At 60.4% G+C, this 24,982-nt stretch carries 20 protein-coding genes; 3 read left to right on the forward strand and 17 right to left on the reverse strand.

Annotation, left to right across the window (positions count from 1 at the left end):
* Positions 1–419: 419 nt before the first annotated feature.
* The 17 genes from ACO59D_RS04235 to ACO59D_RS04315 all read right to left on the reverse strand — a co-directional run bounded on the left by ACO59D_RS04235 (position 420) and on the right by ACO59D_RS04315 (position 22,563).
* Complete coding sequence (locus ACO59D_RS04235; protein ID WP_485125896.1) at positions 420–1,751, reverse strand: alpha-amylase family glycosyl hydrolase; 1,332 nt, start codon at positions 1,749–1,751, stop codon at positions 420–422.
* A 229-nt stretch (positions 1,752–1,980) separates the two neighbouring features.
* Positions 1,981–2,658 carry a hypothetical protein gene (locus tag ACO59D_RS04240; RefSeq protein ID WP_485125897.1) on the reverse strand — a complete coding sequence of 226 codons (678 nt, stop codon included), beginning with the start codon at positions 2,656–2,658 and terminating at the stop codon, positions 1,981–1,983.
* A 27-nt stretch (positions 2,659–2,685) separates the two neighbouring features.
* Positions 2,686–5,148 carry a phenylalanine--tRNA ligase subunit beta gene (gene pheT, locus ACO59D_RS04245; RefSeq protein ID WP_485125898.1) on the reverse strand — a complete coding sequence of 821 codons (2,463 nt, stop codon included), beginning with the start codon at positions 5,146–5,148 and terminating at the stop codon, positions 2,686–2,688.
* Between the two features lie 87 nt (positions 5,149–5,235).
* A complete protein-coding gene (pheS, locus tag ACO59D_RS04250) occupies positions 5,236–6,303 on the reverse strand; it encodes a phenylalanine--tRNA ligase subunit alpha (RefSeq protein WP_485125899.1) in 1,068 nt (355 codons plus the stop codon).
* Positions 6,304–7,073: 770 nt separating this feature from the next.
* Positions 7,074–8,282, reverse strand: a complete 1,209-nt coding sequence (locus ACO59D_RS04255; RefSeq protein ID WP_485125900.1) for an ATP-binding protein — start codon at positions 8,280–8,282, stop codon at positions 7,074–7,076.
* A 219-nt stretch (positions 8,283–8,501) separates the two neighbouring features.
* On the reverse strand, positions 8,502–9,413 hold the full coding sequence (locus ACO59D_RS04260) for an AEC family transporter (protein ID WP_485125901.1): 912 nt from the start codon (positions 9,411–9,413) through the stop codon (positions 8,502–8,504).
* Between the two features lie 224 nt (positions 9,414–9,637).
* Positions 9,638–10,498, reverse strand: coding sequence for a Nif3-like dinuclear metal center hexameric protein (locus tag ACO59D_RS04265; RefSeq protein ID WP_485125902.1), 861 nt, complete (start codon positions 10,496–10,498; stop codon positions 9,638–9,640).
* A gap of 29 nt (positions 10,499–10,527) precedes the next feature.
* Entirely contained in the window at positions 10,528–11,208 is a 681-nt protein-coding gene (locus ACO59D_RS04270; RefSeq protein ID WP_485125903.1) for a YoaK family protein, read from the reverse strand.
* Positions 11,205–11,606 (reverse strand): PTS sugar transporter subunit IIA, encoded by a 402-nt coding sequence (locus ACO59D_RS04275; protein ID WP_485125904.1) that lies wholly within the window; start codon positions 11,604–11,606, stop codon positions 11,205–11,207. Before ACO59D_RS04275 ends, ACO59D_RS04270 begins: the two co-directional genes overlap by 4 nt.
* Complete coding sequence (locus ACO59D_RS04280; protein ID WP_485125905.1) at positions 11,603–12,826, reverse strand: neutral/alkaline non-lysosomal ceramidase N-terminal domain-containing protein; 1,224 nt, start codon at positions 12,824–12,826, stop codon at positions 11,603–11,605. The genes ACO59D_RS04275 and ACO59D_RS04280 overlap by 4 nt, the downstream gene beginning before the upstream one ends.
* 48 nt (positions 12,827–12,874) lie before the next feature.
* The gene (locus ACO59D_RS04285) at positions 12,875–13,720 is read right to left on the reverse strand and encodes a PTS system mannose/fructose/sorbose family transporter subunit IID (RefSeq protein ID WP_485125906.1); all 846 of its coding nucleotides are present in this window, start codon (positions 13,718–13,720) and stop codon (positions 12,875–12,877) included.
* The gene (locus ACO59D_RS04290) at positions 13,713–14,495 is read right to left on the reverse strand and encodes a PTS mannose/fructose/sorbose/N-acetylgalactosamine transporter subunit IIC (protein WP_485125907.1); all 783 of its coding nucleotides are present in this window, start codon (positions 14,493–14,495) and stop codon (positions 13,713–13,715) included. The genes ACO59D_RS04285 and ACO59D_RS04290 overlap by 8 nt, the downstream gene beginning before the upstream one ends.
* Before the next feature lie 16 nt (positions 14,496–14,511).
* Positions 14,512–15,000 (reverse strand): PTS sugar transporter subunit IIB, encoded by a 489-nt coding sequence (locus ACO59D_RS04295; protein WP_485125908.1) that lies wholly within the window; start codon positions 14,998–15,000, stop codon positions 14,512–14,514.
* A 200-nt stretch (positions 15,001–15,200) separates the two neighbouring features.
* Positions 15,201–17,936, reverse strand: coding sequence for a PRD domain-containing protein (locus ACO59D_RS04300; RefSeq protein WP_485125909.1), 2,736 nt, complete (start codon positions 17,934–17,936; stop codon positions 15,201–15,203).
* A gap of 127 nt (positions 17,937–18,063) precedes the next feature.
* Complete coding sequence (locus tag ACO59D_RS04305) at positions 18,064–19,470, reverse strand: RNA-binding domain-containing protein (RefSeq protein ID WP_485125910.1); 1,407 nt, start codon at positions 19,468–19,470, stop codon at positions 18,064–18,066.
* A gap of 207 nt (positions 19,471–19,677) precedes the next feature.
* A complete protein-coding gene (locus ACO59D_RS04310) occupies positions 19,678–21,024 on the reverse strand; it encodes an MFS transporter (RefSeq protein ID WP_485125911.1) in 1,347 nt (448 codons plus the stop codon).
* Positions 21,025–21,072: 48 nt separating this feature from the next.
* Positions 21,073–22,563 carry a M20/M25/M40 family metallo-hydrolase gene (locus tag ACO59D_RS04315; RefSeq protein ID WP_485125912.1) on the reverse strand — a complete coding sequence of 497 codons (1,491 nt, stop codon included), beginning with the start codon at positions 22,561–22,563 and terminating at the stop codon, positions 21,073–21,075.
* A 375-nt stretch (positions 22,564–22,938) separates the two neighbouring features.
* Between ACO59D_RS04315 and ACO59D_RS04320 the strand changes: the two genes are divergently transcribed.
* From ACO59D_RS04320 to ACO59D_RS04330, 3 genes are all read left to right on the forward strand, one after another.
* Complete coding sequence (locus ACO59D_RS04320; protein ID WP_485125913.1) at positions 22,939–23,181, forward strand: hypothetical protein; 243 nt, start codon at positions 22,939–22,941, stop codon at positions 23,179–23,181.
* Positions 23,178–23,438 carry a hypothetical protein gene (locus tag ACO59D_RS04325; protein WP_485125914.1) on the forward strand — a complete coding sequence of 87 codons (261 nt, stop codon included), beginning with the start codon at positions 23,178–23,180 and terminating at the stop codon, positions 23,436–23,438. Before ACO59D_RS04320 ends, ACO59D_RS04325 begins: the two co-directional genes overlap by 4 nt.
* Positions 23,439–23,605: 167 nt before the next feature.
* A complete protein-coding gene (locus ACO59D_RS04330) occupies positions 23,606–24,322 on the forward strand; it encodes a hypothetical protein (protein ID WP_485125915.1) in 717 nt (238 codons plus the stop codon).
* Positions 24,323–24,982 lie beyond the last annotated feature (660 nt).

A 24,982-nucleotide genomic window follows, 5' to 3' on the forward strand; every position in this document is an offset into this window, starting at 1 on the left:
CTTTTTTGCTTCCGCTGCATGAAAACAGGCTATCGTAAGGTCGATTTTGGGCTTTCACATCAAAAGTGCAACTATAATTCCATATTAGTGCATATTATTCCAAATATATGCATTATTTGTAATACTTATTTTCAAATTTGATGATAGATGCACCGAGGCGCCTTGCGATATCGCGTTTTCATGCGACGACTCTCGAAAAACCGCTCGATAGAGCAATTTCATGCACAGTCATCCATCCGAGAAGGACAGGACTCGCCTCCAGCTGCCAGTGAGGAGGCCGGCATCCCCCCGACTGCCGGCCACCAACCGTTGCCAACTACCAAATTCCCACCAAAAGCACGTGCGCCACGCACTCCCCTGCACCTTCGGCCATTTGCCTGCCGTTCGCACGCGAAGAACCTCGCACGGTCATTGCTCCCCTACCGCTCGCAGCGCCACCAGTAAGCCGAGAAGGGGGCCAGCTCCGAGCCCCCGCCAAAGTCGTGTGGCTCGCCGGAGATGAGGTCAACGGCGCGCCCACATCCCGCATCGAAGTGCGCCACGGCCGGCTCGGCCGACGCATTTATCGCCACAATGACCCGCTCGTCACCATGACTGCGCTGGAAGACCAGCTGCTGCGGCTGGCACTGCAGCTCGTGATAGTCACCCCACACGATGGCGTCACTCTTCACGCGCGCATGCGCTAGAGCGCAGATCCAGTCCGTGAGGTCGCTCCACTCCGGCGCGTCCAGCGCGGGACGCAGCCCATAGTCACCATAGTGTTGCTCGCCCTCGATGCCCCACTCGCTGCCGTAATAGACGCACGGCACGCCGCACATGGCAAAGAGCAGGCCATAGAGGGGCTTGAGCTGGCGCCTGTCGTCCAGCTTGGTCGCGATGCGCGGCACATCATGGTTGTCGACAAAGTCGAGAAGGTGCTTGCCCGTGTAGAGGTCCCAAGGCTGGCTTCCGCTCTGGCGCTCGAGCGCGTAGGCAACCTCGTGCATGTTCGCGCTGTTGAAGCTCGACCAAAGGCCCTTGTAGGCCTCGTAGTTGGTCACCGAGTCGCAGAGGCCATCGCCCATCCACTGGTTGTAGTCACCAAACATGGTTTCGCCCACCAGCACGAACTTCTCGCCACGATCCTGCGAAATGCCGTCGGCGATCTGACGCAGATAGCCAAGGTATCCGCGGTCCAGGCAGTAGGCCACGTCCAGACGCAGGCCGTCAATGTCGAAGTCGCGCACCCAACCGCGAATGACATCGGCGAGGTAGTCGTTGAGCTCGAAGTTGGCATGGTTGAGCTTTACGAGCGTCGAGACCCCCGCCCAGGCCTCATAGCCGAAGCCATCGTCGAACTCGCTGTTGCCGTTCCAGTCGATGTTGAACCAGCCAGCATATCGGCTCTGCTGGCCCTTCTCGCGCACGTCGCGAAATGCGAAGAAGTCGCGTCCCACGTGGTTGAAGACGCCGTCGAGCAGCACGCGAATACCCGCCTTGTGGCACACATCTACAACAAAGCGCAGGTCGTCATTGGTGCCCAAGCGGCAATCGACCGTAGTGTAGTCCGTAGTGTCGTAGCCATGCGTAAGGCTCTGGAACACGGGGTTGAGCATGAGGCAGGTGGCACCCAAGCGCTTCATGTGGTCAATCCACCCGTCATCGACGAGCTTGCGCAACCGCGGCACCGTGGCACCGTCGTTCTCGTGTGGGGCACCGCATAGCCCCAACGGGTAGACCTGATAGACAAATGATGGCTCATACCAGCTCATCGCTACTCCTCTCGTCCTGGGCGCGAGTATGCCGCGCCGTTACACAACCATAGGCGATAAACGTTGCGTTAGCGTGTACGGAATTGCAGGGATGTGCAAGGCCGCCACAGAAATCTGCGTTTTAGATACACCTTGCTGGGAAACCCAGTCAATCTGCCTGCGACCACCGGAACCCCACGTAACGTCACGGGCAGGGCTGGCCCCGCAGCGGCAAACTGCTGCCCTGCCGTCATCCCGTCGCGCTGAGAAGACCCAAGACGATCCTCGCGTCCGCCTCGGCCGACGCCTTCGAGAAGAACTCCGGCGTAAGCATGTCATACGCGGGAACGCCACGGATAAGCTCCGCGTGGTTCTTGTCCACGATATGTCCCGCCACCGCAACGGCCTCACGCACATCGTCCTCGTCCACGGGATACTGCGGATACGCGGCACAAGCGGCAATGAGCTCGGGCGTCGCGCGCGGGTGCAGCGAGATGTCAAAGGTCCTCCCAAAGAGGGCAAAGTCGCGCTGCTTGCGCTTGCGGGTGGCATCGCCGGGCTTCACGCCAATGGACGCAATGTAGTTGCGCGCGTGCGCGTTGTACACGGAATCGCACACGAGATGCGCCCACGCGCCCAGCACCAGGTCGTGCACAGGACCATCCGCTGCCACCACGTCTGGCCTCACAACATAGCGCTCCCAAAACACCTCATAGTTTGGCGAAGGAATGGCCCCACCGTCGGCAAAGTGCGTCTCGCGATAACTGCGCAGCCTCGAGACAGGCACCGGCACCATATAGCCCACGTAGATGTCGGGCAGGAAGTTGCCGAAGAGGAACGCGTTCACGTCATGCACGCCCAGCCGGGCGGCCCCCTCCTCGCGAAGGAGCCGCTCGACGTGGGCGGTGTGTATGTTCCAGCTCGGCACGTACGTCCTTTCGGCGCGGACGGCCCGCTAGCCGCGGACCTCTCCGCCGGTGGCACGGCAGACCTTGCCCACCAGCTTCCTATGGGCACGGTCAGCCTCCTCCGAGGTGAGGGTGTGGTCCGCAGAGCGGTAGGTGAGCGAGAAGGCCATCGACTTTTTGCCCAGGCCAACGCGCACGGGGTCACGGTAGACGTCGAAGAGGCGCACGTCGGACAAGAGCTTGCCGCCGGCGCTCCTGATGCGCTGCTCGAGCTGCTCGCAGGTCACAGACTCGTCAACGACAATTGCCAGGTCAACGTCGACGCCAGGAAGCGTGGGCACGTCGACGTAGGGCAGTTCGCGGTGGGCGAGGCGCAGGAGCGAATCGACCGAGAGCTCAAACGCAACCACGGGGGCATCGATGCCAAATGCCTTGAGCGCCTTGGGGTGGATGTCGCCAACCCAGCCAATGAGCTCGCCCTTGTTGCCGTAGACCTCGGCCGCGCGACCAGGCTGCAGCCAGCCGTAGGACTGGGGGTCCGCCACCTTGAAGCGCACCTTGGTCACGCGAAGTGCCGAGAGGAGCTGCTCGACCACGCCCTTGGCATCAAAGAAGTCGTAGTCCGAGAACTTCTGGCACCACTCGTCATCACGACGACCCGAGAGCACGCCACACACAAAGCCAGGCTCATCAGGCTGGCTCTTGCTCTCGCGGCCGAAGAAGACGCGACCGATCTCGGAGAGTGCCACCGCACCCACACCGTGGTCGAGGTTGTACGCCACCGAGCGGAGAAGCCCCGGCAGGATCGAGCGACGCATCTGGGCCTGATCGGCCACGAGCGGGTTGATGATCTGGACGGGGATGCCACGGCCCTCCTCGCTCATGCCGAGCTTGGCAAGGTCGCTCTCGTCTGCGAAGCAGTACGTGGTGGTCTCGGAGAGGCCGCAGGCGCGCAGCGTACGACCAATCTTGCGAATGCGCTGCTGGTCGACGGTCAGGCCTCCCGCATGGTTGCGCGCGGCGGGAAGCGTGGGCGTGATGTCTCCCTCGCCCCACAGGCGCAGGACCTCCTCGATGAGGTCGGCCTCGCGGGTAAGGTCGGGACGGCTGGTGGGGGTGGTCACCGCATAGGCGCCCTCGCCTGCAGGCTCAACCCTGCAGCCAAGGCGCCTGAGGCGAGAAGCCATGAAGTCGTCCGGGATGTCCGCACCGGCAAGCGCACGCACGCGGACAGGTCGCATCCGAACCACGGGCGCAGGCACGGGCGCGGGATAGACGTCCACGATGCCCGGGCAGACCTCGGCCGAGCAGCACTCCTCGAAGAGGGCCGCGGCCACGTCAGAGACGGCCGCGCAGCCGGCGCCGTCGACCTGGCGCTCGTAGCGGATGGAAGCCTCGCTCATGAGGTCGAGGCTGCGACTCGTGCGGGAGGTGTGGCCGGGCGAGAAGGTCGCGCTCTCGAGCAGGACGTCGGTCGTGGTCTCGTCGATCTCGGAGTTGAGGCCACCCATGACACCAGCAAGGGCAATGGGCGTCTCGCCGCCGTCGGTGATGACGCACATGTCGGACGTGAGCGTGCGCTCCTTGCCGTCAAGGGTGGTGAGCCCCTCGCCGTCGTGGGCGGCGCGGATCACCACGTGTCGCCTACCGTCCTCGCGCTTCTGGAGCTTGCCCAGGTCGAAGGCGTGCAGCGGCTGGCCGGTGAGGAACATCACATAGTTGGTGACGTCCACCACGTTGTTGATGGGCCTGGAGCCTGCGGCAATGACGCGACGCGCGAGCCACTCGGGGCTGGGACCGATCTTCACGTTTCTCACCACACGGGCCGTGTAGCGCGGGCAGAGCTCGGCGTCATCGATCCGCACGTCCACCAGGTCGCGGGCGTCGGGGCCCTTCTCGTCCTTGATGGCGGGAAGCGTGATGTGGGTGTCCTCGTCGAGAACGGCCGAGGTCTCCACCGCCATGCCCGTCATAGAAAGGCAGTCCGGGCGGTTGGGGGTGATCTCGCAGTCGATCACGGTGTCCGAGCTGCCGAGGTAGTCCGTGTAGAGCATGCCCACGGGCGCGTCTGGCGGCAGGACGATGATGCCCTCGTGGTCGTTGCCCAGGTCGAGCTCGCGCTCGGAGCAGTTCATGCCGCAGGACTCCACGCCGCGGAGCTTGGACTTCTTGATCTTCACGCCACCGGGGAGCACGGCGCCGACCATGGCGGTCACGATGTGGTCGCCCTCGTTGAAGTTCTGCGCGCCGCACACGATCTGAAGGGGCACAGGGCTGCCGTTCTCGTCGACGTTCTTGTCGCCAACGGATACCTGGCAGAGCCACAGGTGGTCGGAGTCGGGGTGTGGCTTCTTGCTCACCACCTGCGCCGTGTAGACGTGGTCGAGATCGGCGCCCACGCGCTCGACGGCCGCGACCTCGGTACCGGTGCGGATGTACTCGTTGACCAGGTCCTTGGGGTCCTCGGGCACGTCCACCATGTCCTTGAGCCACTCATACGAAACTCGCATTGTGATTGCCTTTCCATGTTGGGCGGGCACGCTGCGCCGCCCCTCGTTTTCGTCTTCCCGGCCGATGCGCCGGTGTGCACGCCAGCTCTAGAACTGCTTCAGGAAGCGCATGTCGCCGGTCATGAGCATGCGCAGGTCGGGCAGGTCGTAGCGGAGCGCTGCCACGCGCTCGACGCCAATGCCGAAGGCGAAGCCGGTGTATCTCTCGGGGTCGATGCCGCAGTAGCGGAAGACGTTGGGGTCGACCATGCCGCAGCCCAAGATCTCGAGCCAGCCGGTGTTCTTGCAGAAGCGGCAGCCCTTGCCGTGGCACACGCCACAGGAGACGTCGACCTCGCAGCTGGGCTCCGTGAACGGGAAGAAGTGCGGGCGGTAGCGCGTGGCGCGGTCCTTGCCGAAGATCTCGCGGGTGAAGTAGTCGAGCGTGCCCTTGAGGTCGCCGAAGGTGATGCCCTCGTCCACCACAAGGCCCTCTACCTGCGTGAACTGCGGCAGGTGGTTGGCGTCGGCCGTGTCCGGACGAAAGACGGTTCCCGGGCAGATCATGTAGATGGGCGGCTGGTGGTTCTCCATGGTGTGCACCTGGACACCGGAGGTCTGGGTGCGCAGGAGGACGTCCGACTCGCCCTGAACGTGGATCTCCTTACCCTCGGGCGCGTTGTCCACGACGTAGAAAGTGTCGCGCGCGGAGCGGCTGGGGTGGTCCTCAGGGGCGTTCAGCGCGGTGAAGTTGTAGTAGGTCGTCTCGACGTAGGGGCCATCCTCGACGGTGTAGCCCAGGCCGCAGAAGATGTCCTCGATCTCCTCGCGAATCTGGCTGATAAGGTGCTGCGTGCCAGGCGAGAGCGTGCGGCCGGGAAGCGTCACGTCTACGGCGTCGGCGGCCATACGGCGCTCCATGAGCTCGTTTGCCAGCTCCTCGCGGCGGGCGGCGATGCCCGCCTCGACCTTGGAGCGCACGGCGTTTGCCATCTGGCCCATGGCACGCCGCTCCTCGGGAGGGACCTGGCCCATCATGTGCATGAGGGCCGTGAGCTTGCCCTTGCGGCCGAGCATGCCTACGCGCAGGGCCTCCAGCGCCTCCATGGTCTCAGCGACCTTGAGGTCCTCCTCTACCTGCGCCTCAATGGACTTGAGGTCATCGGACATCGCCATGGTGCGTTCCTTTCCAAAGCCAGTAAAAAACCGTCCCGGGCCATGCTGCCCAAGGACGGATGTCTCCGCGGTACCACCTTGATTGACGCGCGCGTTTTCTCTCGCGCACGCCCACTCGTTGCGCCCCGTGCCGTGGGGCCTACGGCTTCCCTACTCGCGCAGGTGGGACGCCGACGTCCGGATGGGGCCGGCCCACGCCTCGCTTTGAGGTTGCGGCTGGTGGAGTGAACCCTGGGCGTCAGCCTTGGAGGGGCCTCTCAGCCGGTGAGCCCCATCTCTTGTCCGCTGGCGACGCGACGACCAAACCTCTCCGTCATTGCCTAGGAGGCATGTTAGCACGATGGCATGCTGGCGAGGAGAACGGAGAGGAAACGGGCGTAAGCTCTGCATGATTCTGGGAGGGGCGGCTCTGCGAGCGGCCCCGAGTGACGCCGGAAGGCCCATTCCCGTGGCAATGACGTACGGAACCCTTGCTCCGACGCCAGCTTTGTCTCCCCCCAGCAGAGAATATCGCTTTCTCTTAAACAGCATCCGCATTTGCCCAGCTGCCGCACACGGGTTTTACGAAAGAGCGATAAACTCCGCCGGACGCGCGCAGGAAGGCGAGAGGGTCCCGGGGTCAGCCACGTCGTGACACTTCCGGTTAGCAGCAAATTTCGTACAATCCCTTATATATCACATCGACAGGGGCAATTCGCTGACCTGTGGTTTACCAAACTTCAAGCCAGTTGCCACTCGAGGGGCCCCCGAAAAACCGTCGTCCTGCCGCGTCAGCTCAATGGCCCTTCGCCCAGAAGCCATCTTGCAATATCGATAATGCGGACCCCCTCTATCGAATATTCCTCGTGCCTCGTTCTTGCAATAAGAACTTTTGGATAGGCATCTCGAACGGCGAGCAGGGGCGCCAGCTCGCGTTTAAGCGTCAGCTGCGGACTAATGTCATCACTTACCTGTATATACACAAGCTCAGACTCCCTTTTGGCTACGAAGTCCACTTCCTTTTGGTAGAGTTTGCCAACATAAACCTCGTAGCCACGACGCAGGAGTTCGAGAAACACCACGTTCTCGTACATGCGTCCCCACACCATGTTGCGAGTACCAAGGATTGCGTATCGCATACCCGTATCGCAAACGTAATGCTTGGCCTGGGTGCTCAGATACTTCTTTCCCTTAATGTCGAAGCGTCTGGCTTCATAGAATACGAATGTGTCGCGCAGATATGACATGTACCGGCCAACGGTCACATGGTTAGTGGATACCCTATTCGCCTCAAGAGTGTTGGCGATGTTGTTGGGAGAGTTGAGATTGCCGGCATTACCCATCATGTACTCAGCAAGACGCTCCAAAACCGTGGTGTCGGATAGAGAGAACTTTTGCACCAAATCACGGGTGAGAATTGTCCGATAGATGTCACGAATGTAGCCGTATGATTCCGAGAGGCTACCGTACGCGTACGAACCAGCCAGGCCACCTCGCTTGACGAAATCATTGAAGTCATCGTCAATCTCACTTCCGCCTCCAAAGTACTCGCGATACTCGCAGAAGCTAAACGGAAAGATATGAATCTCTTTTTGGCGACCAGTGAAAAGAGAGGCGAGGCCAGAACCCAGAAGGAATGCATTGGAGCCAGTAAGGTAAATATCCCAACCACCGCGACTGTAGATGCTATTTATTGCTCTTTCAAAACCATCGCAAAGCTGTACCTCATCGACGAAGAGTCTGTTGTGTGCACCCTCTCGGTACATCTCAACCACTCGTTTATGCAAAGCTTGATACTCAAGGAGGCCTTCGTTATCAAGGTCGAGAAGATCGAGGTAGACGTTGTTCGACAGGGAATCATTAGCAGATGTCTCCGATGCGAAAGCTTTCATGAGCTCTGACTTGCCAGAGCGTCGCACGCCAATAATGACCTTGATGTCATGCGTCCCCCCGAGAGAACGAAGGCGCTCCATATAGGCAGAGCGATAGACCATAGGCATGGAATACACCACCCCAGTCGATTTCGAAACTCGAATTATTTTATAGTTTCGAAACCACAATCTCAACGCCACCCAATACCTGCCCCCATTCTTTAGCGGTTTCTGAGACTCGCCATGCCCGCGACCTGCGAGAATGCGGCGAGAGATTCACAGATACCGATAAAGAACGGGGATCAGGGGACAGAGCGGGTGCCAGGGAATGGGACAGACGCCAAGGCGCTACCACACCATCTGGGCGAGGCCAACTACCAGGGGAGTCGAGACCAACAAGAGCAGCACCGAGACCACGATGGTCTCCACCGCGTAAACGTAGTCGGCGTCGTGGAGCTGAGCGTAGACAGCAACGTTGAGGCCAACGGGGCATGCCTGCGCCACCAGAATCGCAAGCTTCATCTCGAGCATCGTGGCAGGCAGCAGACTCAGGAGCGCAAGGGTCACCAGAGGCGTCACCAGCAGCCGCGCCAGGGCAACCTTGTAGAGGCCAGGCCGGTGGAGCATGTCCGCCGGGTGGGACTGCGCCAGATAGACCCCTATGGCAAACATCGCCAGCGGCGTGTTGAGCGCCGAGACGTAGTCCAGGCAGCTCGTCACCACGCCCGGAAGCTGCAGCTGGGTCGCAAAGAGCACGAGGCCGATGAGCGTCGCCACCATGAAAGGCGAACGCACGAGGGAGCGCGCTGACACCCTCCCCCGCTCGCCCGTGAGCAGCGAGACGCCGTAGGTCCACTGCCCCAGGTTCATAAACGCAATGTAGGCGGTCATATAGAACACGGGCCCCTGGCCAAGGATTGACACGACCAACGGAATCCCAAAGAAGCTCGGGTTAGAGAAGGTCGCCGAGAAGTTGCCAATGGCGTCATCCCGCAGGACAAGACGCGCGACAAGTGCGGAGACGACAAGCGCAGCAAACCCCATGAGCGCCGAGACTCCCAGCGCGGCAACGTTCTCCGCCGTGCGCTCCACCATGAGGCCCTTCACAATGACGCAAGGCAGCGAGAGGTACACGAGGATGTTCCCGATGGTGCGGTTGCCCTCCATGGTGATCTTGCCCGCGCGAAACATCGCAAAACCCACGCCCACCAGCATGAACATGACAACTATCTGCAGGGCGAGCGTGGCTGGCATTGACATTGTCGGAGTCCTTCCTGGTGCTGCTGGCGTTGTGGGGAAGCTGGCGTTGCGCGGAGACTTGCGCGGTCCCAACCGTCAAGACGACAAAGTCCGAGGCAGTTGGCGTTACGTGGAGACTTTCCCCGCGCAACCATAGCACCAGCGAAAGGCAGGGGTCACCCGGGCACTGCTGGGCCATCCGGACACCCTTGGCTCACCCGGGCACCTCCGGGGTCGCTAGGACGCTATCCCACAATGTACTGGTATGTGTCGCCCATGGGGACAAAGTGGACGGAGATCTCAGAGGTCCCCAACGCCTCGGGAAGCCACTTCGCCATGAGTTCCATCCCAGGCTCTTCCAGGTTGAAGTGCCCAACCGTGATAGCGCACTTCCCCTCGCCCAACATCCCTGCATCCCGGATGTACTCGCAGGTCGTAAAGTCGATGAACTCCATGGTCACCAAGGCGTCCACGCCTTCGCTATCGACAAAGTTAATCTCGTGTGTATCGGAGGCGGGGTCCCCCATCACGTGCTTCGGAATGTGGACCCTTCGCACGACCGCAGAGAGGTCTCCTGTGATTCTCGTCCCGTTGAGGCCCAGGTTGCTAACGAGCCGCCGCGCAAGCTCAACCCCAGTAAGCTGGGGAATCTCAAAGTCACGGCAGCGGGCGACATCACCCACGCGGCAGTCCTGCCACCCCATCTTCCTGGCGAAGCCGAAGAAGATGCCGTCGACCATGGCATCGTCATCGATGGGAACGCCCGAATGAATGTAGTCATGGCAACGCCAGACCGTGCCTCCCCATGCGTCGAGCAGGGATTTCTTCTCGGCATAGGCCTTGGTCTTCCCAATCACGTCTTGGTGGTCTCCGTGGTTCCAGAACAGCGCCTCGTGCGAGATAATGAGGTTGGCGCCGCAGTCCATAGCCTGGCGGATGACGTTGGCGGTCGGCCAGATGCAGGTCACGATTCCCGAGCATTCCCTCTCGGTCGTACCGTAGGTGACCTTGTCACGAGTGGTCGCCTCATCGATAGGTGCGCCCGTCCATGGGGAAATCCCCAGGCAGTAGCCCTTCACAACAGCGATTGCCTCGTCAATGCGCATGATAAGCCTCCAACTAACTACGAGTTCGTCTACTCTGATGGCAGACCACCTGACAGCCATCCGTCCACGAACAGTCTCGCGAAAAGGAACGTGATGGAAATGAGAAGCGCAGCAGACCCGCCGATTCTCTCGACAAAGTAGCCACAGATGACCACGCCGGCAAAAAAGGAACCGATGAGAGACAAATAGTGGAACGCTCGTCTCAGTTCATTTGGCTCATGTTCAAATAAGCCCCCATAAAGGGCTTCCGAAAAGGAGCGGAGATTCCCAGTGCAGTACGTACTTGAGTAACGCGACCCCTGTCCTAGCTCCCGGAAGTTTTCGAATGACATTGCCGCGCAGCAGGCAATCACACAGTCGGACATGAAATCTGGAATGTAATCAGAGAAGACTCCAATCACCGCAAACGTTACCGCTTCAAAATCGATTACCCAACTCTGCACCGATGATTCTCTTCCGTTAAAGAACCTGCTCGACACCAGACGGGAGAGAATGATGCCTGCGACAAAAGAGACTATGGGGATGAAGTATCTGAGAAAGGAATAAGGATCAAGCTGAGATGCCGCAAGTGCCAGACGCACTACATTCCCCGTCTGCCCCGTTGCAAATACCTGGTCGTGAGCCGTAAAGGCATAGCCGTCCATCATGCCGCCCGCGCAGACCACCACCAGCCCCAACTCAAATTGCGCATGCGGCCTTAGCGAGTTCACTCGTCACCCTCTGCTACTTCGATGTCAACTCTGTTCATAAGCTGCATGGAGTTCCGCGCCTTGGAAAGAACCTCTTCGATCGCATCGTACGTCAGGGGCTCCGGAGTAAGTACGAGCTCAAGCGCGCACGCCACATTAACTCCGGCAACAAGGAATACATGACCGTTCATATATGGTGCAAATGATTGACTGACACTCCCCTGCATAATGTCGGTGAGAATGAGGACCTCGTCATCGACACCATATCCGTCGAACAATGCCTTGACCTGAACGTCCAGCGGAGTATCGTCGATATAAGCGCAAATGACGTCGAAGTCGCCTATCCCGCCAATGAACTCTATCGTGTCTGCGAGACCTGCGGCAAACTTATGGTGCGAAGCGAGAATTACGTGTCTCACAGCCACTCCTCAAACTCGTCAAGCACTGACTCGATGCCACCGCGAGGAAGCTTCGTCACAAACGATTCGTATCCACGCCCAAAGTCCTCGCTCGGGACGAAGTAGCCCTGCGCATCGTTTGCGTACCCAATAACAAGGCACCGCCGCGAGTGAAACATTGACTTGATACGCATCCCAAGGACGCTGCCAAGCTCACCAGGAAAAGTCACGAAGACTAGTCCTCCGAAGTCGATGACCCTCATCACTATAGGAAACTGAACGCGGTCAATCTCGAGCTTCTCACTCAGCCTATGCACTTCCGTCCGCGCCAGCTTTTTCTTCGTCGCCGTCGAAGAATCGTCGGCGAGTGTCTGCTTTGCCTTCTCCAGAAGCTCCTGGTACCTCGTGAAGTACTGTCCGTTGTCGTAGTCCACGTTGTGAGTGAACTCACGGACCGTTGGTACCCCAAGCTCAACCGGCTCAAAGGAGCCCTTCATGAACTCCGCCGAGATACCAACGGCAGTCCGCTGGAGCTCAGCAAATCCGTCACCCCTACGAAACTGCCTGTTTCCCAAATCTCCGGACGCGCCCGTGAACGCATAGGGCGTGATGCCCACCCAAGGCGCGAGCAAAGCTCGAACCGACCCCTGAAGATCGGACGTTATCAGACGGTTGAACGGCCCAACGACGGTCGAATGGCAATTGAAGTTCTGCATCGCCCCAACAGTGGAGCCATCATCTGCCACGAATCTCACGATAAAGGCCTGATCGTCAAACGGTTTGTCCTTGTCGTTGCGATTTGAGTACCATCCTCTGATTCTCGTGGCCAGGATCTCGGGCTTTGCCTCAGCGAGCATCTCCGGAAGCCGGGAGGCCGCCTGGACTACAAGACCGGTCACGAGCTCCTCGTAACCAGGGGTGTCATGGGAAATTGAGCTGCCGTCACGAAGGCCGTTGGGACACGAATGGCTGTGGACCGCAGAGATGACGATGAACTCGTCGCGAATGCCTAGCAGAGAGGAGAGGAGGCTCCTCATCTTCCTGGTTCTTGAAAGGCTAACCTGACACACATCGATGCCAACGAACAACGCACGTTGTCCGCTCTCTTCCAGCAGTAGGAGGATGGCATAGGGCTCGTCATGAATGCCTGCACCCGGAAGCTGTCGGATGTCATTGAGATAGCCGTCAAGATAGAAAACCCCACTCGGCGCAATGTCCACCTTCGTCGAAGAGACCTTCATTGCATACCTCCAGCATTGGCGGGATGGAGACCCATCCCGCCAAGCACGCTAACCCAAGAAGCCGAACGCAGCGCCAAGCCAGCAGAAGACGATGATTCCGAGGATGATCTTGTTTGTCGAGACACCCTTCTTTATCAGCTGATAGACGATCGCGGTGGCGCATACCGGCAGGAGTCCCAGCAGAATCTTGTCGAACAGCCCTTCCTGCAGTCCGAAGGAGACATCCCCGATGTTGATCGTCAATGAGGTCGAGAGCTTGACGACGGAGGGAATCAGAGCACCGACGACGGTGAGGCCGAGAACGCTCATGGACTCAGTGAGTGCCGCGACTTTGTCAGCAAGGCTGGTGATGAGCTGGGTGCCGAAGTGATATCCCCAATCCCAGCTCTTGATCTTAACCCCAAGGCTAAACACGAGGTTGACAGCCACGAACAGGAGCGCACCGATGGGGTTGCCACTCTGTGCCAGGTAGGCAGAAATGGAGCCGAAAACCGTTGGGATAAGGATCCAGATTATGGCGTCACCGATTCCGGAGAGCGACCCCATGAGGCCGACCTTGAGGTCCTGGACGGCCCCCAAGGCTGCCGTACCGTTCTTCTCCTCCATCGCGAGTCCCGCACCGAGAAGGATTCCTGCGACTGGAGGCGTCACGTTAAAGTACTTTGCCGAGTTCTCCAGGGAGTCCCTGTATGCTGCGTCGTCATCACGATAGATCTTCTTGAGGGCATCTGCCTCGGAAAACACCACGGATGGTGCAAGCTGGGTCTCATAGTTGAAGCCATTGACCGACATGCACCAACGCCAGGCACACTTCCTGATGTCCTTGTCAGTGAGCAAACGGCCGCTCTCGTCTGCCGGAGCCTGGGTCGAGTCCTGCTCAATCTGCTTACTCATCTTCAAGACCTCCCTCTGAGGCGGTAATCGACTGCTCGGCACTCCGCGAGGTCAGATTCTTGTAGACCTCGTACGCAGCGGCTCCACCGAGAATTGCCACGGGGAGAATCGACAGGCCGAGGTATGCCGAGAGCACAAAGCCAATGGCAAGGAAGCTAAAGTACTGCTTGGCGGGCATGTAGGTAAGCAGTGCTCCCATGCCGATCACGGGCAGCAGACCACCCGCAAGCGAGAGACCCTTGGTGAACCACGCGGGAACCACCGAGAGGATGGCATTAACGACGTCTCCGCCAAACGCGAGCACGATGAGCATGGGGATGGCATCCGTCAGTCCAAACAGCACTGGCCCAATAAGCGTCACCGCCTTCATCTTCTCATACTGTCCGCTCTGCGCATAATCAAGCTGCTTGTGCGCCATGAACACGTTTGCGGTCTTTGCGAGAACATCGAGCTGGACACCCATGGTGCCAACGGCGATACCAACGGCAAGGCCAACGCCCTCATCCTGTCCAGTCATGACGCACACTGCGGTTCCGACCATTCCCGCAAGGGGGTAATCCGGGACCGAAGACCCGGCAAGGGCCGCGACGCCCAATGACATCAGCTGTACGGACGCTCCAACGATTAGGCCGGTCATTCCATCGCCCATTATCAGGCCGACAAGCCAGGCGTAGAGAACGGCATTGTGGCCGCACACCTGCGTTCCAAGTCGATCAACCCTATAGATAAAAGCCAGCAGCGTGATGACAACAATCTGCCATGCAGCAATTTGCATACCCGCTCAACTCCTTTCAGAGGTCGACGTACTTGGAGAGCGGCTCGTCCTTGTCTGCCGGAACGTACTGGATGTCGATGCTGGTCCCATGCGCCGCAATCGCTGAGTAGACGGGAACCTCGGCATCGAGCACGTAGGCGCGGCGGCTCACCTGGGTTGCCGCCTGGCCCTCCTGGGGAGAGACGGTCCCACCGATCGTGAGCTTTGGCACCTTTTGCCCGTCCTCCTCGAGCCGCTGGATAATGCGGGGGTCACGGACAATCACAAAGACCGTGTGGTCATCGTACTTACCCTCACGAAAGTGATTGCGTGCGGTCTGCTCGCCAATGATGGAGAGCGCTACGCCCGCAGGCTTGGCCATGCGCATGCCGGCCTTCTTTGTTGGGTCGCCAGCATACTCATCGTCGACAACCATCACTCTCTGCGGCTTCATCCTTGGGACCCATTGGGTGGCCACGATGCCGTGGAGCAAGCGATTGTCGATTCTCGCTGCTACAATGCTCAACTCAATCTCCCTTCCCCCGTGTACGTCCATGACGGCAAGCTCGTCTGCTTGCCCGTGGCATAGAAGATAGGGACGAGAGAGCGCGGAGGCCGGCACGGCTAAGGAGAGACGCCGTTCACAAGCCACTTTCGACAATCGGCAATCTCAGTGTGTGCGCGTCGTATTCTGCTCGACACAACCCTTCGACACTTCTAGCGTCATCACTCGTCTTCAAGAGAAACGCGTCCGTTGCGAGTAGATTCCCCAATGGAGCCATCGGCCTCGAGCATCTTGTGCACATAAGCTATCTCCGAAACAGGGACCTCAACGCGATAGCGTTGACACATCTCGGAGAACGCGGCTCGGAACCAGGCAATGAACTCGGAATTCGAACGCACGAACTCATCCTCCCCCGAGAAGGAGTCAACGAAGTTGTTTGTCACGAGTCTCTCGATCAGTCCGCAAAGATGCACGTAGAGGCCGAGCCTTCTTTTCGAGTCGATGTTCTTCCCGCTGAGCTGTGCAAGTCGTCGGATAGCATTGTCGGCTTCAACATAGAGCATCTCTGGGTTGAGAATGGTTATTGATTCAACGACGTTCTTCAGCGTCAGGTTTTTCAGGAGCGCAGAGTGGAATGCGGATATGTCAGCACGGTCCAAGTACTTCGCAAACACGGCATCGAGCTTGTCTGAGTAGCCCTGACTCAGAAGATCTTCCAAGGCGACGAAGGGAACGGACGTAACGTTAGGATTCATCGTCCCAACGATAGCTCGAACGTTTTCGCCCTCGACGGAAGGAGACTGATTCCCATCCCTCGCCAGCTCTTCGTAGTCACAGGTCGCAAAAATGATCGGAAGGCTCTGTGGGAGACTATCTTGGATGAGCCTTCTAATCTTCTCGGCAGCGGTTACACCCGCCTCGGAACAGAAGAGGACTGTCTCTCCCGCTTTTGACAGCCGGGCAACGCGATAGCTCGGGGATGCGGATTCGATGACCTTTGGTAGGCTGTCGCTCAGGCTCTCGCGACTCGCAAGGATACTTCCCACTTCCAGGGCAAGGCCAGTCGACACATTGGTCATCACATACACGTCGCTGCTGATGGAGCTTGGAATCACATCTAGGACCTGCTCCAATGAGCCCATGTCGACCAGAATGACCATTGATTCGCAGAACGAGAAGCGCTCCAGCAGATGCGCAAGGGGAATTGCCACATCCGAGAACTGCTGCTCGTAAGTCATATCGATAGCCTCGAACACCCGCACGCGGAGCATCCTGTTAGCCGCCTCCGCAATGCTCGTGGCGGTCGAGTAGCCATGACACATCACAATCCCCAATGCCTTTCTCCTTCTGGTTCCCGGAGAGAGGGCCTGGCAGATGTCTAGAAGAAGCACTGCCCGAACCAAGTCATCCATTTCCACGCCAAGCGCGAGCTTCACCTTGGAGTCAATCTGAGACACTGCGGAAGAAGCCACCGAATGACGGCGGGAGAGCTCCGCGCAAAGGGATTTGAAGGTGGCCCGGTTGTGCATGCGCCACGATGTCAAGGGAGTTCCTGCCCACAGCTGAGATGCAACCAAATGTGACAGCAGCCGAGCAGTCTTCCTCGTCAGGTCCAGGCCGTAAGACTCGTTGATTTCATCGACTACAGGTCCAATGACCTGTTCATAGGAAGCAGAGCGCCCGTCTTCGTTCTGGTCGCCGAAATCCAGGAAGTCCTCGTAGGACTTCAGTGCCGCAACTGCCGAAGAAAAGAACTCGTCAAACGAGAGCCTTCCCTCCTCGAATGAGTAGAACGAGTCAACAATTTGTTGGAATATACCGGTTACGCGTCGATGAGCGTAAAAAGCCTCCTCCGCACCGCCGGAGACAAGTTGATCGTCATCAGCTCTTGTCTGAAGAGAAGAAATGATATCGGGAGGAAGGTTATAGGTCTGTATTACAAGCCGGTCATCCTTCCTGTTGAGATACGAGTTGGCGCAGCAGTTGGTTATGCATGCGCGAAGGCCGTCTACGTTGTCCTCGAACTCATTTGCGACCAAAGCCCTGAGCGCTCCACGGCTGATTGCCGCGTCAGATGCAACTCGCCTGCCCTCCTTCTTGAGGAAGTCCATAACGAGGAGCGTGCGTTCCTCCATGGTTCTCTCCGAAAGGCGCGGGAGCCTAATCACGATGGGGATAGACCGCGCAATTGCCCTCACGGCATCGCTGTCAATCTCTCGACTCGTTCCAAGAATGAAGCGTGCGGAGCCACCCTCTTGTTGTATGCCAGTCTCGCCTTCTCGAATCCTCTGGAGTATGGCATCACGAGATATGGGATCCAAGTGATCAAAGCGTCGAATGTAAACCACTCCCCCGTGGGAGTTCCCGACGGTACCCAGCATCTTTCCATCGCCGAAGACGAGTCGTTCGAGAGACGTCCCGGCATTCATATGTCGGGATGCGTCAACCAAGACATACGAGGCGTTCTTTCCGAGAATCCCCGCATTCATGCCATACTCGAAGGTAAGCCTCGAGAGGTATTCCTTCCCCGTTCCGTGGTCCCCCACGAGAAGCACAGGGATTCCGCGAGGAGGGTACTGCATTGCGCTCTTGAGCTGCTCGACGCATTGGCCGAGAGACAAATCGCTTCCGATTGCCTGCTCGAAGTCTCGTGATGCCCTTCTCCCGGCCGACATGAGCAACTCGGAGATTGAGGAAAACTCGTTCCTGTCGAGCTTAGCCTGCAGGTACCGTTCCATATCCCTGCGATGGAGGAAGTACACTGGTCGAGAGCCAGCCTTTATCGCAAGTCCTTCTCTCGCCAGCTCGTTAAGGTATTGACTTGCTAGGTTACGACTCACGTGGCAGGCACTGGCGACGGCGGTGGTTGTGAAAGGTTCCGGCCTAAGCGGGTCAATCTCCCGTGTCACCTTGTCTAGGTAGGATAGGACTTCCTCCTTGGTTTCAACTCCAGCCACGCGACCCCCCAAGCTTGAGCAACGTCAATCATGCTGAACAGAGATTCTCTGCCCAGCAAGCGCCCCTGGAGCCTATTGCTGGGACAGACGGCCTCATATTCTCGCCAGGCGCTTGATAGCCTGCTCATCATGCCACGCCCGCGTAAGCGCTCGATCGCCCTGATCCGACCTTCTTGAGCCTGCCCTCCTGCACCAGCCCCTCAAGCAGCCTGCCAGCGCTTGACCTGGAGACGCCTAAGATCTGCTCGACCTCCACGCGCGTAATGCTCCCGTTGGACTCCACGATGTTCATCACCATGTGGATGGAGTCCCCAGGACGCATCACGCGAGGTCCCGGGACCTGCTCCATGGTTCTGGGGACTCCGCCCATGGGGACGAGAGAGTCCTTCTCAGCCCATGGGGGCACTCCGTGCTCGCGGACATAGTTGAGGTTGGGCAGCGTCAGCTTGAACACGTGGGCGGAGACCTCAACTACTGGCTTGACCGGTCTGTCGGCATATGCAGCGAAGATTCGCGGCAGCCCCATGCCATAAGCCTCGACCATCCCGAGACGGAACATCACGTTGGCCAACCGGGGATTGCGGCAGACGGACGTGCCGTTTGCCACCTCGTCCATCCTCACACCCCGGGCAAGCCCACCGGCAGTCATGAACTCGATGCGGTCGTCGAAGACGCTTGCCTTGTTGATGGCTGGGGACCCATAGTCGCGATGCATGACCATGTTGAGGACCGCCTCGCGCAGGGCGTCGTCCGGATAGCTCCGCGTCTCGATCCTATATGGAAGCGTGATAACACCACTTGTCTCGTTCCTGAACTCGAGGTAGTCGATCATCTGATCTATCTGCGAGAGAACACTTCCTTCGAGGATCTTCCGGTCTTTGATAATGCGGACGTCGGCGCCCTGGAAGGACGCCAGCTGAAAGGAGAAGGGGCACTGGTCAGACAGCATTAGGCCGAGGTTGGTGTACGCGCCGTTGCCGTCCTTCAGTCCAAGCGTCCTCATCTGACGCGCCCCAAACCCAAGTTTGGCAGCCGAGAAGGACCTGGACATGGCATCGAACGTAAGGTCCTTTTCGCCTGCGGGAAGGTCCTCGAACGACATCTGACTGGACTCCATGATCATCTCGAGAATGCGCCCCGCATCAGCAGGGGCACTCGAGGGCCCCTCGCGGACAAACACACCTTCCGGCACAGGCCCCTTGCGCGCCAGGCTGTAGGGCTTACGCCTGCCTTCGGAAACCGCAACACAGGCAACAGCGCCCGATTCGGGAGCACTGCCAAATAGCGTTTCGCACTCTGGTTCAGATAGGACTGACACCTGTACAAGTGGCATGACGTCGGGGACAACAGAATCCCTTATGGAATTGACGACGGCAAGCATCGCGGCGTCAGGGTTTGCAATCCCAACCGGCACGCCATTGTCATCCACCCCCAAGTACAGGGTTCCTCCATGAGTATTCGCGAAGGCGATGGCCTCTCTGGCTGCCAGCTTTGTTGGCTCGCGCTTGAACTCGGTGCGTTCGTCTTCTCTCATGGTAACTCCTCTCCTACCCATATACTACTCGACTGGGTAGATAATGGGTAGGAGAGATTCGCTGAGTGGTATTCGAGAGCCGTGCGGCGGCGAACCGTTGTCGGGATTGCCATCCTCTGCGAAGTGTTGCCAGTGATGGGGCTCACGCAGGCCAGCAGCCACACCCCATCCTGTCTCTACTCCCCCGCCGCTGCCTCGCGTCTGCCTCTACTCCCCTGCCTCGGCCTCACGCCGCAGGATCTCGTCCGCAAGGATGGAGTCGCCGTGCTTGGCCAGCGCGATGAACGCGCACATGGCAGCGCCCATCACGGTGATGTAGAGGAAGAGCTGCGACTCGGCCACGTCCATGACCATGCCCGAGAGTATGGGTGTCACGACCTGCGCCGCCATGCTCACCGTGTAGTAGTAGCCCGAGTAGCGCCCGACGCTTCTGGAACTTGTGCCCTCGAGGATCATGGGGTACACGCACAGGTCAACCGCGCCAAGCGATGCGCCCATGAGCAGGAAGAGCACGTAGTAGAGAGGCGTGAACGCCGGGAAGAGCCACATGATGGCGGGGCATACGGTCATCACCAGTCCGGCCACGAGGGCCACGCGCTTCCTGCCTACCCTAAGCGAGAGGTTGGCCACCGGCACATAAGATAGGAGCCCGCCCGCAATGGTGACGATGTTGATGATCGCGTAGGAGCCTCCGAGCATCGAGAAGAGGTCCGAGGCGTAGCGTGAGATGTTGGTGGTCATAGCGTTGTAGGACATGTAGTAGAAGAAGACTGCACCAAGGAGCAGGGCAATCGAGCGGAGAAGCTCTGGGTCGGTCACACGCTCCCTGCCCTGCTCGGCATCGTCATCCGCGTCGATCGCGTCTTCCCTGATGCCCATGGCAAGGCTCTCCCCGTGCATCTTTGCCACGGCCTTGGACTCGTCGAGAAGCATACGGTAGACCACTGCCGCCACGGCGATCACGATGCCCTGCAGCAGGAAGACGGGCACGTAGTCCGGGTCCGCGACGGAGGGGACGAGCACCGAGATGGCAACCAGCATAACGCCTGTGCCAGCGTAGCCCACGATCTTGTCGACCGAGTCGCCCTTGGTCCTCAAGGGGCGCGGCGTGATGTCGGCGACAATCGCGAGAGTCGTCGTGCGATACGAGCAGATGGCGACCAACGTCACCAGGATCATCGCGATGAGCAGGGGCAGGCTTCCCAGGTTGTTGGCCACGGCGATGAGCGGCACCGAGACGGCCGCCACGGCGGAGCCGGCCAGGATGAAGGGGGTCCTTCTCCCCAGGCGCGAGCGGCAGCGGTCCGAGAGGATGCCAAACCAAGGCAGAAGGAACAGGCCGAGGACATTGTCGAGCGCCATCACAACGCCTGTGAGCCAGTTGGAGAGCCCGAAGGTATGGGTGAGCATCTTGGGCACAAGGCCATCGAACACCTGCCAGAACGAGATCATTCCCATGAAGGGAAGGGACGCCACCGCACAGCGTTCCCAGTCGAAGGGAATCTTGCCCCTTGCGGGTTTGGTCGCCTTGGAATCTGCATCGTTCTCGGCCATGCCTTTTCCTCTCGTTGGTTAAAGCGCGACGCGCAAGGGGCTCTCAGCCTATGCGCCCAGCTGGTCGAGACCGCGAACAAACGCCACGTAGAACTCGACGCCGCGCTTGTAGTCGTCCACCGGGATGCGCTCGTTGGCGCCGTGGATGAGGCCGCGCGCAACCGGCGTGTAGACGAAGGCGGCAAAGCGGTACACGTGGTCGCAGATCTTCGTGAACGAGCGCGAGTCCGAGCAGCTGGTCTGCACGTAGGGGCAGACGCCCGCCTCCGAATAGACGCCCGCCACGCAGCGACGGATGTAGTCGAACCGTGCGTCGTCGTGGGGCGAGAAGGGCGAGGGTTCGTTGATCAGGCTGTTCTCGGCAATCTCTACGCTTACGGCATCAGCCGCGACGCCGGACGCCCGGCACTCCTCGGCGGCCTGAGCCCGGATGCGGACGAGTGAGGCGGCCACGTCCTCGAAGGGAGCCACGCGCACATTCAGGTTGGCCGTGGCCTCGGGCGGAAGCACGTTCCTCGCCGGCGAGCCTGCAAGCTGCGTAAGTGCGTAGGTCGAGCGAACCATGGGGCCGGTTTCGGCGCCCGACGCCAGGATGCGCCCAACAATCGGCCGGAAGAGCCACATGTTGGCAAAGATGATGCGATAGGCGAAGCTTCCGCGAGCGGCAAGCTCCTGGAGCATCGCGGCAACGGCATCCGCCACCTGGGGCCTTCCCGGGTTTGCGCAGATGCGCTCCACCGCTCGGGCGAGAAGGCGCGTGGCGTCGTTCCTCGAGGGGGCAGACGCGTGCCCGCCGGTCCCATGCGCCGTCACGGTGACGTCCACGTGGCCCTTCTCGGAGACGCCCACCATGGCCATGGGCGAGGTCACGCCCAGGGGCACGCCGGTGGCGACGGCCCCGCCCTCGTCGAGGACCATGCAGGGACGCACACCATGCTCGCGCAGCCAGGCAACGGCATTGTCGGCCGTGGGGCCGGAGGTCTCCTCGCAGCAGGACGAGAAGAACCAGATGTCGCGCGGGGGGATGTAGCCCTCCTCCAGCAGGTGCTCGAACGCCTCCATGCAGCCGCAAAAGCAGAGCTTGTTGTCGAGCGTGCCCCGCGCCCAGATCTGGCCGTCGTGTACCTCGGCCGCGAAGGGCGGGTACGTCCAGTCCTGACCGTCCGTGGACACCACGTCGTGGTGGGCCATCATCACGACGGGAGCAAGCGAGGCATCGCGCCCTGGCCAACGCATGAGGATGCCGTACTCGTCGATGCGCGTGAACTCGAACGCCTTGAACGTGCGCGGATAGAGGCGCTCCAGCGTGGGCACCCACCGGTCAAAGGGTTCGCAGTCGAGCTTGGCTGGGTCGTCGCGCGAGACGGTGGGAATGCGCAGCAGCGTGCGGAAGCGCTCGACCTCCTCGTCGCCGGCGTGGTAGCCGTCCGCGTCGATAGGCGAACCCATGGGGAGCGTTGGCTTGAGTGCCGCCGCGCGAGCCACGCACGCAACCACCAGCACGAGAATGACAACCAGGATGAGAATGACGAAGACCATGGTGCCTCCTGTGACGTTTGAGCCATGGTAGCCATGTGGCGCGGGCGCCGAGAGGGCAGGGGCGCATTCGTCACCCGCCCGCAACAGCCGGACTGTAGCGTTCTGCGGCGTTCTTCTCGCAAGCCGCTTCCTTTTCTCCGTCCGCTCGCAGCCTCTCTTGCCGCCGGCTCTCCGCCCGCTCTCCACCTCTTTCTTTATGCGCTCGTTGAGGCGATGGGGAATGGTCTCGACGCGAACTCCATCGATTATCTGGGGCGATGCGTCATCGACGACGAATGTGTCGACCGGGGCGTCTCCGATGAGAATCCGGCCAACTCCCCGGATGGGTCTGCGCGTTAGCAGGGCGTCTAGACATGGCCAAGGATAACCTTTCAGTTGCAAGAGGAGTTCGTCCACATGGTCGGCGACTACGGGGAAGAGGTCTTTGACATGCGCCCAAGGTATTGCGGGCTGGGTTGGTATGGCAACACGTCCGCCCTCGACTTTGGTAGCTGCACGCCAGGAGGGTCGAGCCGTGTCGACGACGAGCGTGGCTTCCATCGCCTCGCCGGCGAGCCTACGTTGCGTGCCCGCATGGTCGACCACATGCCCAAGGAGGAAGTCGGTTGGATGGGGTGAGCAAGGAGCACAAATTTGCCAGGAGCCTTTGCAAAGATTACATCAGGCTTAGCATCATGGCGGAATGGTGCTGCAAGGACGCAGGCGACAGCGGTGCGTTGGGACGCAAGTGGGCCCACGTCTACGCTAAGATGGCGGCAACAGTGTTGAGTGGTGACGAGCGCGAGCAGTACGAGGAAGGCCTCCGCGAGGCTCGCAACGATTACGATGGGCCCAATATGCAGAAGGATAACGGCGAGTCCGAGGAGCGATGGTAGGCCCGGCGCGACGGCAACGGCAGTCCCCTGAAGCACGCAGTCCATGATAGGGGCCCGCGCCAGTCGAAGCCGCACCAGGCCCCCTTGTTCGAAGGGTGGTTCCGGGTGGTGACGTATTTCATAATCATGGCCTAGATCACCGGCGAGAGCGGAGGGCGGCACGACCCATGGGCGACGAATACACGGTCGAGATGGACTACGAGGGGTTCCGGAGGGTCTTCACGGCGATCAGCGGCCCCTACATGCGAAAGGTCGGCGTCTTCGGCCTGGTGTGCGTCTCGTTCTGGGACTTCGTTGCCGTGGGCATGCTCCTCAACGAGCACGACCGAGCAGTGAATGGTGTCGGCAAGCTGCTTCTCCTGCTCGTGTTCGTTGTCGCAATCACCGTGCTCTTTGCCTGGGCCGTCATCTCACCCACCTTCGTCCTCGGGACTCGGGCGGGGCTCGTCCGCGGGTGGTTCGCCATGCACGGCTGCCCTGACGCGGGGCTGGCGCCGCTCAAGGGACTCTCCTGCAGCTACCAGGTCCAGCTCGGCGACCACGGATACACCATGCGCGCGCCCGGAGCGGATGCCATCCGCATCCCCTGGCTGATGTTCTCCGACAAGGCCATCCGCCTCGACGATGAGGTCATCCTCTGCACGAGGGACGGGGAGGAGGTCTCCTCGCTCATGCGCAACTTCTGGGGCATCGACTGGATGATGAGGAAGGAGCTGCCAGCTGAGGTGCTCGTCATCCCCGAGGCGGTGGAACGTGCCCACCCCGGGCTCCCAAGGATGATTCGCGACGCCGTGCGCAGCCAGACGGATCAGTTCGCGAGGGCGAAGCAGACGCATGATCGCACTTGGATCGAGAGCCTGGGCGAGTGGGTCCAGGGTCGGTGAGGGGCAATTATCTAGCGGCAGCGCGATTCCGTGCAACGGAAGCCATGTCTTGCCCGGCGAATCCCCACTCCAAGTGCAACGCCCCTGAGATGGCATGGCCCACAGGGTCTCCTGCGACGGTGTCTGCGAGGACGGGCACCGACGGGAGGGGGCCCATGGGCCACTACGCCCATCCTGGCATCGAGGGACGCGGGGGCGTGACGCTGCCTGCCCGGCAGCGCAAGGGCGTCCGCGAGATCGCGCGGGCGCTCGGCGGGGACAGGCCGGCCTGCGGTGCCCCGCGGCCCCCGCGCCGAGCGCCACGGCGAGATGGGTCTGAGCCCTGTCAATATAATGGACAGGGGAATCCCGGATTCCATGCCGCCTGCATCGCCTCCGGGTCGCATGCGAGGGCCCTCTCGAAGCGCCCGAAGAGCCCCTCCATCGCATCTGCCGGCACGCGGTCGCCGATGGGCTCGTGGGGCCGGAGGCGGTCGTGGCACGACCCCATGAGCTCGATCGCCCCGTGCCTCGTCGTGGATGCGTCCAGGAGGCGCTCGCGGTGGCACCGCCCGCTCCTGGGCGTGCCGAGGAGCGACCCTGCGACCGCGTTGCCGTGGCTGCCGCGGTCGCCGTGGGACATGGCCCCCCGGCCGCGCACCCGCGCGAGCATGCCGTCTC

The sequence above is a fragment of the Tractidigestivibacter sp. genome (genome assembly GCF_057241865.1).

Excerpts from the sequence above, each read along its gene's own strand:
- ACO59D_RS04235 (WP_485125896.1), bottom strand. The coding sequence starts at position 1,751 with ATGAGCTGGTATGAGCCATCATTTGTCTATCAGGTCTACCCGTTGGGG.
- pheT (WP_485125898.1), bottom strand. The coding sequence starts at position 5,148 with ATGCGAGTTTCGTATGAGTGGCTCAAGGACATGGTGGACGTGCCCGAG.
- pheS (WP_485125899.1), bottom strand. The coding sequence starts at position 6,303 with ATGGCGATGTCCGATGACCTCAAGTCCATTGAGGCGCAGGTAGAGGAG.
- ACO59D_RS04255 (WP_485125900.1), bottom strand. The coding sequence starts at position 8,282 with ATGCCTATGGTCTATCGCTCTGCCTATATGGAGCGCCTTCGTTCTCTC.
- ACO59D_RS04260 (WP_485125901.1), bottom strand. The coding sequence starts at position 9,413 with ATGTCAATGCCAGCCACGCTCGCCCTGCAGATAGTTGTCATGTTCATG.
- ACO59D_RS04265 (WP_485125902.1), bottom strand. The coding sequence starts at position 10,498 with ATGCGCATTGACGAGGCAATCGCTGTTGTGAAGGGCTACTGCCTGGGG.
- ACO59D_RS04280 (WP_485125905.1), bottom strand. The coding sequence starts at position 12,826 with ATGAAGGTCTCTTCGACGAAGGTGGACATTGCGCCGAGTGGGGTTTTC.
- ACO59D_RS04285 (WP_485125906.1), bottom strand. The coding sequence starts at position 13,720 with ATGAGTAAGCAGATTGAGCAGGACTCGACCCAGGCTCCGGCAGACGAG.
- ACO59D_RS04290 (WP_485125907.1), bottom strand. The coding sequence starts at position 14,495 with ATGCAAATTGCTGCATGGCAGATTGTTGTCATCACGCTGCTGGCTTTT.
- ACO59D_RS04305 (WP_485125910.1), bottom strand. The coding sequence starts at position 19,470 with ATGAGAGAAGACGAACGCACCGAGTTCAAGCGCGAGCCAACAAAGCTG.
- ACO59D_RS04310 (WP_485125911.1), bottom strand. The coding sequence starts at position 21,024 with ATGGCCGAGAACGATGCAGATTCCAAGGCGACCAAACCCGCAAGGGGC.
- ACO59D_RS04315 (WP_485125912.1), bottom strand. The coding sequence starts at position 22,563 with ATGGTCTTCGTCATTCTCATCCTGGTTGTCATTCTCGTGCTGGTGGTT.
- ACO59D_RS04330 (WP_485125915.1), top strand. The coding sequence starts at position 23,606 with ATGGGCGACGAATACACGGTCGAGATGGACTACGAGGGGTTCCGGAGG.